Origin of the sequence: Caldicoprobacter sp., assembly GCF_047459465.1 — a bacterium.
GTDB lineage: Bacteria > Bacillota > Clostridia > Caldicoprobacterales > Caldicoprobacteraceae > Caldicoprobacter.
This window is the reverse complement of sequence record NZ_VSCO01000078.1, coordinates 1-8,695: the sequence shown is the minus strand read 5'-3', so window position 1 is coordinate 8,695 and position 8,695 is coordinate 1. Positions and strand designations below refer to the sequence as shown.

Here is an 8,695-nt window from a genome sequence, read left to right as displayed (position 1 = left end):
AACAATAAAATGACATTCATATCCCAAAAAGCAGTTTATCCCACTTTATCCAATACCTTCAAATTAAGCACTGCCTATCTTAAATGCAACCGACTTGCATCTTTTAAGCGATAGGTTTTACTTTACTTCTGTCTTCCAAAGCCCATGAATGTTGCAGTAAGCGTAAACATCGACTTCTTCACCTGTATCAACCAATTCTACTTTTGGCTCTTCACCAGGTGCCAGTGCAATTCTCCTCATGGTCTTGTCGCCAATCACCGCCACCCATTCAATGTAATGTTCTGGTACCATAGGATGAGGAGTTGAACCAATCTGGATATACAATTTGCCATCCTTTCTGGTAACGGCCGGTACATGCTTTTCAACGGACGCATCTACGGTATTGGGCTTAAGCTCAGTCATGGGTTGGTCGCAGCATACCAGTTCTCCTCCACCCTTGTTGATGAGCTCAACCAGATTCCCGCAGACTTCACAGCGGTAAAAAGTCACTTTGTCTCTCATATTATCCTGTTCCTCCTTTCAATTAAAATCTTCATTTACTTGATGTAAAATATATACCACATCAAATTTGTTTTTAAACCAATTTTTGAATTTATACAAAAAAATATCAAAATACAACAAAAAAACGGGAACAAAGCATGTTATGCTTTTCGCGTTTTTAACTTAATTATCTAAACCCCGTCAAAGTTTGGAGCAAATCTATCTGGCAACTTCAGCTGTTGCCTCCTCATACTCCCGACAATTCTCAATCCTTTGAACTAGCTTTTGGTAGTGTTTGTAGAGAATGCCGAAACGGTACCTATAATTGGGATGCCACGGCTTCTTCCTTCCGCAGAAATGCAATATAACCGTATTGTGCATAACAAAATCAAGATTGACACGGCCTTTTGTGGCAAGAAAATATGTGCCATAACGCCTGGCATCATAATTATATAAATGCTCGTCCAACGGTTTGATCTTATGCCAGAAAAGCCCATTTAGTACATCCTGGTCAGGCAGTATGAGCTCATGGGCATGCTCTTTTATATAATCAAATATCTGCTGAACCTGCACCTCTTTTCGCAGCAGTTCCACGTTGATGAGCAAAACGCCAGAATTGTAATATCTATTGGACTCGGTTCTGAGGCGAATCCTGTTTATGTAATCTATCACCGGCTTGGAGTGTGCAGCAGCAGCAAAATAATAGCCATCTATTTCGGTATAATAAAGTGGTTCAATAGGGTTAAGCACCAAAATATCAGGATCAAGATACAATATCCTGTCGACATGGGCAGGTAACACGGTATGCGCGATAAGGCGATAATACATTTCAGGAGGATAATAAAAGTTAACTGGTGCCTCGGCAAACATGTCCCGTTCAACAGTAAGCGGGTACAGCGCATGTCCACAAGCCTCTACAAATGCCGAAAGCCGCTCAAGCTCCTGTTTTTGTATATCGGAGTGCATCAAATACACTTCTACTTTTTCAGAGCAATTATCAAACAGCGATTTTAGCATCACCTTAAGCGGCGGAACATAAGCAGCATTCAGAGTCACCAGTATATTCACACACATTCACCTCTCGCGCATAAAATTTAATATTTAAAAAAATCTTTAGCAAATTCACTTGAATTCTTCAGGCCAGTCAATATATCGATTTAAAACCTCTACAAAACTGCTTAACCCTTTTGCATCTTGACCATCAAACCGCGCTATATGTGGGCTGTCAATATCCAAAACCCCTATCAGCCTGTTATCCTTTATAATGGGTATGACTATCTCTGACCGGGATGCTGGGTCACAAACAATATGCCCCGGAAAGAGATTCACATCTTCAACCAGCTGAATTTGCCTTGTATCGGCGGCGGTTCCGCAGACGCCTTTGCCCAAAGCAATTCTGGTACATGCTGGCTTCCCTTGAAACGGCCCCAACATAAGTTCTCCTTCCCTGTAAAGATAAAAGCCTGCCCAATTTATGTCAGGAAGCAAGGTGTATAGCAAGGCAGCAGCATTGGCCAGCGCTGCCAGCCAGTATTTCTCTTCTTTGAGCAGCCCAACAAGATAGGCATTAAGCTGCTCGTAAAACTTTCCCTTGTCACCAGTATCTAATTTATCCATTACAAACACAACATACCCTCCTCGCCTATACCCTCTTCTGTGGACGTTAAATTGGCCTACAGCAGACATGCTCAGCCACTTTTATTTTACCACATTATAGCCTACAATCCAATAATCATAGCCCATAACCCAACAAAGAAAGCGGATCTTTGGCATTTAAACCTCAATCTTAAAAAAATGCCAGAGATAAAATCTCTGGCCCTCCTGCATGGGTCATCTATTGCCCCTGCTTTGCCATGCTGTAGGTTATATACCCCCCGCTCAAGTTATATACCCTGCTAAACCCTCGCTGCATGAGCATCCTGGCTGCAATATATCCCCTTAAACCGACCTGGCAGTATATCACGATGGTTTTGTCTCTAGGAAGCTCATCTATTCGCTCTCTCAGAGAATCTATCGGTATGTTGATAGCCCCAGGTATAATTCCTGTGGTTTTACATTCAGCTGGAGTACGGACATCAAGCAGCACGGTATACTGCCGGTCCAGCTTGTCAAGGTCATCCCAGTGAATGACAGGATGTAACCCTTGCAGAATATTGGACGCCACATAGCCGGCTATGTTGACCGGGTCCTTCGCCGATGAAAATGGGGGAGCATAGGCCAGCTCCAGCTCCTGCAGATCATATACGGTCATGCCGGCACGGATAGCGGTGGCCAGCACATCTATGCGCTTATCCACACCGTCGTGGCCTACAATCTGCGCCCCAAGTATTTTCCCATTATCAGGGCTAAACAGGAGTTTTATAGCCATGGAGGTTGCACCGGGGTAGTAGCTGGCATGGGAACCAGCATGGGTATAGGACTTCAGGTATGGGATGCCGTATTTCTTGAGCACCTTCTCATTGTTGCCGGTACAGGCCGCCACCATGTCAAATACCTTTATGATGGCCGTCCCCTGGGTAGCCTTATAGGTATCCTCTATGCCGCATATGTGATTGGCCGCAATGCGCCCCTGCTTATTGGCCGGCCCGGCTAGCGGTATTAGAGCAGGCCTCCCATTTACAAAATCAATTACTTCAATGGCGTCGCCTATGGCGTACACGTCAGGATGGGATGTCTGCAAGTGCTGATTCACCTTTATGCCGCCCGTCTCGCCAATTTCCAGGCCAGCTTTTTGAGCCAGGATAGTTTCGGGTCTTACCCCAACTGCCAATACCACCATATCGGTCTTCAGCTGCTTGCCGCTCTTTAAGTTCACAATCGTTTGCTTTTCATCTCTGTCAAACGACACTACTCCATCGCCAAGGCACAACTCCACAGAATGTTCTCTAAGATGCCTATGCAAATAGGCAGCCATATCAAAATCGAGAGGCGGCATAACTTGATTGAGCAGCTCAACCAGCCACACCTTTATACCATTAAGCCTCAGGTTTTCCGCCATCTCAAGGCCTATAAACCCTCCGCCCACCACCACGGCGCTGTCGGGCTTCTCTTTATCGATGTAATCCTTTAGCGCATAGATTCGGGATATATCTCTAACCGTAAATAGGTTGGCTTTTTCTATGCCCGGAATAGGCGGTTTTATGGGCTCAGCACCTGGAGCTAATATGAGCTTATCGAAGCTTTCACGATAGCGCTCACCGGTAGCCCTATTCAGGACAATCAGCTCTTTCCTCTCAAGGTCTATATCCTCTACCTCGCTGTTTATACGAACATCTATGTTAAATCTCTTGGCCATCCTCTCAGGAGTTTGTACCAGCAGTTCATTTCTATCTTTTATAACCCCACCTACATAATAGGGCAAACCGCAGTTGGCATATGAAATATATTGGCCCCTTTCAAATATTATTATATGGGCATGTTCATCAAGCCTGCGAAGGCGGGCAGCTGCGCTTGCTCCACCTGCCACTCCTCCAACTATGGCTATCTTCCTACCCTTCAACCGCTGCTTCCTCCCTTTATCTAAATTTGCTTGCTCTAGATAATTACCACCCCTTCAAAAAGTTAAACGGCAAGTTATTCAATCGCAGCGGTCTCACTCCACCTGGACATTAAAGCCCACAGGTACCACCTGTATCCAGGTATTCCCCGGCATCAGCATGATTTCCTGGCCGTTTTGGTCATAGAAAACGGTCTTTTCGCTTTTGCTCGCCTTTTTCCAGCTGCCCTTAAAATGATTGCCGTTTATGAAATACTCTGCTGTGCCTGATGATACCAATTCTATATCGATATGTCCCGCCGACGTATTCATGGATCTATGCTTCGCATACTGTATGATTATATTCTTTACCTCTATCTGTTGACCGCTTTCCCTATCCACATGGGGACTGCCGTTGATAAATCTCTTATGTACACCTTTATCTGCGTCAAATACATACGATGTAACCGTATGCCTTGAATCATAAGGAATTATGACCTTTGAATAATCATGTCCCACGGGGATATCTTCTGTAAACAAGAATCCCCTCTCTTTTTGTTTTGAATCTATCTCCTTCCTGCATTCCGTTATGTTTATATAAGCGTTGTGGGGGGCCTTTCTACTCTTATCACGCCAATAATACTTGGTGTCGTATATCCCATCTATTCGCTTTATGCTCTTGTCCTTTTTGTAAACATCCTGAGCAAAGCCCGAGCCACCGTAATGAAGCAGAAGGGCATCCCATTCCCGCACAATATCGAGATAGTAATGCCTTACGCTTCTAACCGGACCGGCCACCGTACTATCTCTGTCGTTAAAAATAGCCATAAACCTGGTAATTTTTCCCTCGACGTACATCTCATATACCACATCAGCATATATGAGCCCACTTTGCGGACGTGCTGCAGGTGAATTTTCGATCATAACAGCTACTGGCTGATAGGGGCGTTCGCTGGGAAGGCCGGTTACCAGGCTTTTGGTTTGCGTTTGCGGGCTAAGGTCAGCATCCCCACCATCGCCCTCTGCACTTCCCAATTCATCGCCTTTCATCTCCAAAGTATCAGCATCTTCCACGTTATCAGCATCAGCATTAGAATTAGTGTCTCTCTGTTCCAATAGCCCATCTTCCTGTAATGCATCTTCATCGTCAGGAATTTCTTTTTGTTGAGAAGTACAGGAACTGACAAATACCATAATTAATATCATCAAAATTAAAAAGCACCTATTTAACACTCAGCATTCCTCCTTATAATCGACGGTATTCCAAAAGTCCCTGCCATCGTCAGCCCATACTTAACTCAAAAATAACAAAAAACTGCTCTGCCCCTGAAGTATCGCTCTCTGATCAATACTATGTTACCTCAATCGAAAACAATGGACAAGGACGCCGGCGTAATAGCTAAAGAGTCGGGGGGCTTTGAAAACATATTGTGAGAAATCAACCTAAAGCCAACTTTACAGCAACAAAAATGGTTAAAAAATTTAAAAAAGCAATGCAAAATCTTGATGTCAGTAGTAGTATAGTATTGGGCCAACAATTATCTTTATTTTATTCTAACCGGAGGATGAGATGGTTCAATTCCTTTTTACACCATTATATGGACCTTCTCGCCATCTCAACAGGACATAATGCCGTAACCTTCACGAAAGGTGGGATGATCATGTGGGTAGTATTAGCATTCTGTTCAGCTTTGTTTGCCGGTGTCACAGCCATCCTGGCCAAAATAGGCGTTAAAAAGGTGGATTCCATGCTGGCCACCGCCATAAGAACCATCATAATACTGCTGTTTTCATGGCTAATGGTACTCATAGCGGGGTCATGGAAAACTATATATGGGATTGATCGAAAATCCCTGGTTTTTCTAATCCTATCTGGGCTGGCAACAGGAGCATCGTGGCTGTGCTACTTTAAAGCCCTACAGCTGGGAGACGTAAACAAGGTAACCCCTATAGATAAATTCAGCACCGTGCTCACCATGGTATTGGCCATCATAATACTGAGGGAACCGGTCAGCTCAGCTAAACTCACCGGAATAGTGACCATTACCCTGGGGACGTATTTGATGGTGCACAAAAAGCATGTATCCACTCAACAACCAACCGCCTCCTTTAGCAATGCGTGGTTGGTATATGCCCTACTGTCAGCCCTATTTGCCAGCCTTACAGCCATACTGGCTAAGATTGGTATCGCTAATGTTGAATCAAATTTGGGTACGGCCATCCGTACAGCCGTTGTGCTGATGATGGCATGGCTTATGGTATTGATGACCGGCAAGTACAGGGAAATCAAGATTATCGATAAAAAGAGCTGGATATTCTTATGCCTTTCAGGCGTCACCACCGGCCTTTCATGGCTTTGTTACTTCAAAGCGCTGCAGGATGGCCAAGCCAGCATCGTAGTACCCATAGATAAGCTGAGCGTGGTAATCACCGTGGCTTTTTCCTACTTTTTCTTAAAAGAAAAGCTGGATATAAAGTCCATTGTAGGGCTTATGCTGATAGTGGCGGGAACTATGTCGCTTTTGATACCCTGATAAAGGATCATCTGAAAAAGTAACCCGACAACCCGGGCACCACCATTGGTGCTAAGCCAGGCGAATCTCTATGCTGCCATCTTTATGTAAAGTAAAGGGTACTGTTTGTCCCATGCAGCTTATTTCATAATCACCCAAATAGCCTTCAACGGTAACCAGACCGTCGTCATCTGTAACCAGCCGCTGTTCCCCTGTCCACCACTCTCCCTTGATCAGCTTGTAAAGCTCATGATATATGGGCTTTACTCTTCCATCCTTGGTTATAAACCCTGCGGGAGCATTAAGCCACCCACCATCCAGGAAGTTCCACCACGTAATGGCCTCAACATTAGGCCAGGCAAATAGGGTTTTATAGTGCAATACCGCTTCTTGTGCTTGCCTTTCCTCTCCCTCGGGTGTGCTAGGCCATTCTTCCACCTTATAGTCATTTAGATCTTCTATATGTGGCGGCATGAGGTGTCCCGAAACCAGGGTGGTCTCGGTAAAATGTATGGGCAGGTTAAATCGGGAAAATCTCTCCAGCACTTCCAGCGTCTTTTCAACACCCCAATACCCCTGGTGCATATGGGATTGTATCCCTATGGCATCTATGGTTACCCCTGCCTCCAGCAGCCCTTCTATTAATATGGCATAGGCCTCGGAAATGTTGAAATCGTTTATTAAAAGGATTGCCCGTGGGTTAGCCTCTCTAGCTGCCTTAAAGACTTCCCTGACCAGGGGTATCCTACCCATTTCCTTGCATATCCTCGTTATACCGTTGTCATATTTATCAAACACCGGCATTATTACCACTTCATTGATCACATCCCACATATCTATAAGGCCGGCGAAATCACTTACCTCTCTCCGTATCCTAGCTAGCTGGGCATCCAATATTTCAGCATTGGTCATCTCAAGCAACCACGGGGCTGTGAGGGTGTGCCAGCAAAGCGGATGTCCCTTTAGAACGCATCCCCGGTCCTTAAGCCATTGGGCTGCTTTTTTCAAACTATCGGTTTGCGGTTGCCCCTTGACAGGCTCAAACCTTCCCCAGTAAAAAGGAAGGGTGGCAAAATTAAAGAGGTCCAAAAACTTTTCAAAAGCCCACGATATCCTTTCTTTCTGCTCGCCTTGAAGTTTGTCATTGGCCAATGGGACAACGGCAAATTCGGCACAGCCAAACAGGAATTTGTGCCTTGTCTGCCTTATCACCACCTCTTTCATACTTACAGGCGTACCATCAGGCCGCACAAGCTTTAAAACCGCTTTTCCCTTCCTGTGTTCATATGTATTCATGATAATCCCCCTTTGCAGTTATGTGTCATCAATACCATTTATTTAAATTATACCATATTCTGGCTTAAGCAGCCTATCCTTTTTAAACTCAGTGGATGCTCAAAAATGGCTCCTATAAAGTCAACAAGCCAAAATTTGCACGCAAAAATTATTTTTGTCGGCGGAATATTACATATCTTATCGACAGACCAGCGAATAATATATAAGGGTGCCACATTTAAATGAAGGGAAGAAAACGTTGATATGAAAAATAAAATTGGCTGTCTATTGATACACGGGCTGGGGGGAAGGCCGGCTGAAATTGCCCCCTTGGCCGAATACATGCAATCAAGGGGAATCACTACCTTTTCAGCCCAGTTGAAAGGGCATACCGGCAAAAAGGATGACCTGGAGGGCGTTTCGTATCGTCAGTGGATCGAATCGGGAGAAAGGGCATTTGAGCAATTGAGCAACTTGTGCCAAAATATATTCGTGGTAGGTTTTTCAATGGGAGGGCTGATCGCCGCCAATTTGCCCCGTTACAATAACATTAAGGGCATCATTACCTTAAACACGCCCATCTACCCAGTCAACCTCAGCCGCATTATTAAAAATTTGATGTATGACATAAAGACGAGAAAATTTGACCATCTGAGATCCTACGTACTATCGTCGGTCAAAATACCTTTTTCAGCTTTAATAGAATTTTTGAAGCTCCTGAACATTACGAAATCCCAATTCAAGGACTTATGTTATCCTCTGTTTGTGGCTCAAGCAATGGAAGATGACGTAGTGCTGCCCCAAAGTGCTCTGTATATCTATCGCAATGCCAATTCTCCAAACAAGACCATAAAATTTTACCAAAAGGCCAACCACTTTATATGCCATAGCCCCATTGCAGGTGAACTTTTCAGCGATATACTAGCCTTCATAGAACAACATAGTTAAGCTG

7 protein-coding genes and 1 pseudogene are annotated in these 8,695 nt (G+C 44.5%); 2 read left to right on the top strand and 6 right to left on the bottom strand.

The window, feature by feature from the left end; translation table 11 throughout:
* Positions 1-117: 117 nt before the first annotated feature.
* The 5 genes and pseudogenes from FWJ59_RS06265 to FWJ59_RS06245 form a co-directional block, all read right to left on the bottom strand.
* On the bottom strand, positions 118-501 hold the full coding sequence (locus tag FWJ59_RS06265) for a desulfoferrodoxin (RefSeq protein WP_414481108.1): 384 nt from the start codon (positions 499-501) through the stop codon (positions 118-120).
* 198 nt (positions 502-699) lie between these two features.
* Positions 700-1,554 (bottom strand): glycosyltransferase family 8 protein, encoded by an 855-nt coding sequence (locus FWJ59_RS06260; protein WP_414481107.1) that lies wholly within the window; start codon positions 1,552-1,554, stop codon positions 700-702.
* Between the two features lie 48 nt (positions 1,555-1,602).
* Entirely contained in the window at positions 1,603-2,097 is a 495-nt protein-coding gene (locus FWJ59_RS06255; protein WP_414481109.1) for a GAF domain-containing protein, read from the bottom strand.
* Between the two features lie 232 nt (positions 2,098-2,329).
* A pseudogene (locus FWJ59_RS06250) lies at positions 2,330-3,979 on the bottom strand (FAD-dependent oxidoreductase); the annotation flags it as partial.
* A 93-nt stretch (positions 3,980-4,072) separates the two neighbouring features.
* On the bottom strand, positions 4,073-5,188 hold the full coding sequence (locus FWJ59_RS06245; protein WP_414481106.1) for a DUF3048 domain-containing protein: 1,116 nt from the start codon (positions 5,186-5,188) through the stop codon (positions 4,073-4,075).
* A 428-nt stretch (positions 5,189-5,616) separates the two neighbouring features.
* On the opposite strand from FWJ59_RS06245, the gene FWJ59_RS06240 reads away from it, so the two are divergent.
* A complete protein-coding gene (locus tag FWJ59_RS06240) occupies positions 5,617-6,489 on the top strand; it encodes an EamA family transporter (RefSeq protein WP_414481105.1) in 873 nt (290 codons plus the stop codon).
* 51 nt (positions 6,490-6,540) lie between these two features.
* On the opposite strand, the gene FWJ59_RS06235 is transcribed toward FWJ59_RS06240, so the two are convergent.
* Positions 6,541-7,764, bottom strand: coding sequence for an endo-1,4-beta-xylanase (locus tag FWJ59_RS06235; protein WP_414481104.1), 1,224 nt, complete (start codon positions 7,762-7,764; stop codon positions 6,541-6,543).
* 243 nt (positions 7,765-8,007) lie between these two features.
* Here FWJ59_RS06235 and FWJ59_RS06230 point away from each other — a divergent pair, with 243 nt between their 5' ends.
* Complete coding sequence (locus FWJ59_RS06230; RefSeq protein ID WP_414481103.1) at positions 8,008-8,691, top strand: alpha/beta hydrolase; 684 nt, start codon at positions 8,008-8,010, stop codon at positions 8,689-8,691.
* Positions 8,692-8,695: the final 4 nt, after the last annotated feature.

Coding starts and splice junctions, on each gene's coding strand:
- FWJ59_RS06265 (WP_414481108.1), bottom strand. CDS start 501: ATGAGAGACAAAGTGACTTTTTACCGCTGTGAAGTCTGCGGGAATCTG.
- FWJ59_RS06260 (WP_414481107.1), bottom strand. CDS start 1,554: ATGTGTGTGAATATACTGGTGACTCTGAATGCTGCTTATGTTCCGCCG.
- FWJ59_RS06255 (WP_414481109.1), bottom strand. CDS start 2,097: ATGGATAAATTAGATACTGGTGACAAGGGAAAGTTTTACGAGCAGCTT.
- FWJ59_RS06240 (WP_414481105.1), top strand. CDS start 5,617: ATGTGGGTAGTATTAGCATTCTGTTCAGCTTTGTTTGCCGGTGTCACA.
- FWJ59_RS06235 (WP_414481104.1), bottom strand. CDS start 7,764: ATGAATACATATGAACACAGGAAGGGAAAAGCGGTTTTAAAGCTTGTG.
- FWJ59_RS06230 (WP_414481103.1), top strand. CDS start 8,008: ATGAAAAATAAAATTGGCTGTCTATTGATACACGGGCTGGGGGGAAGG.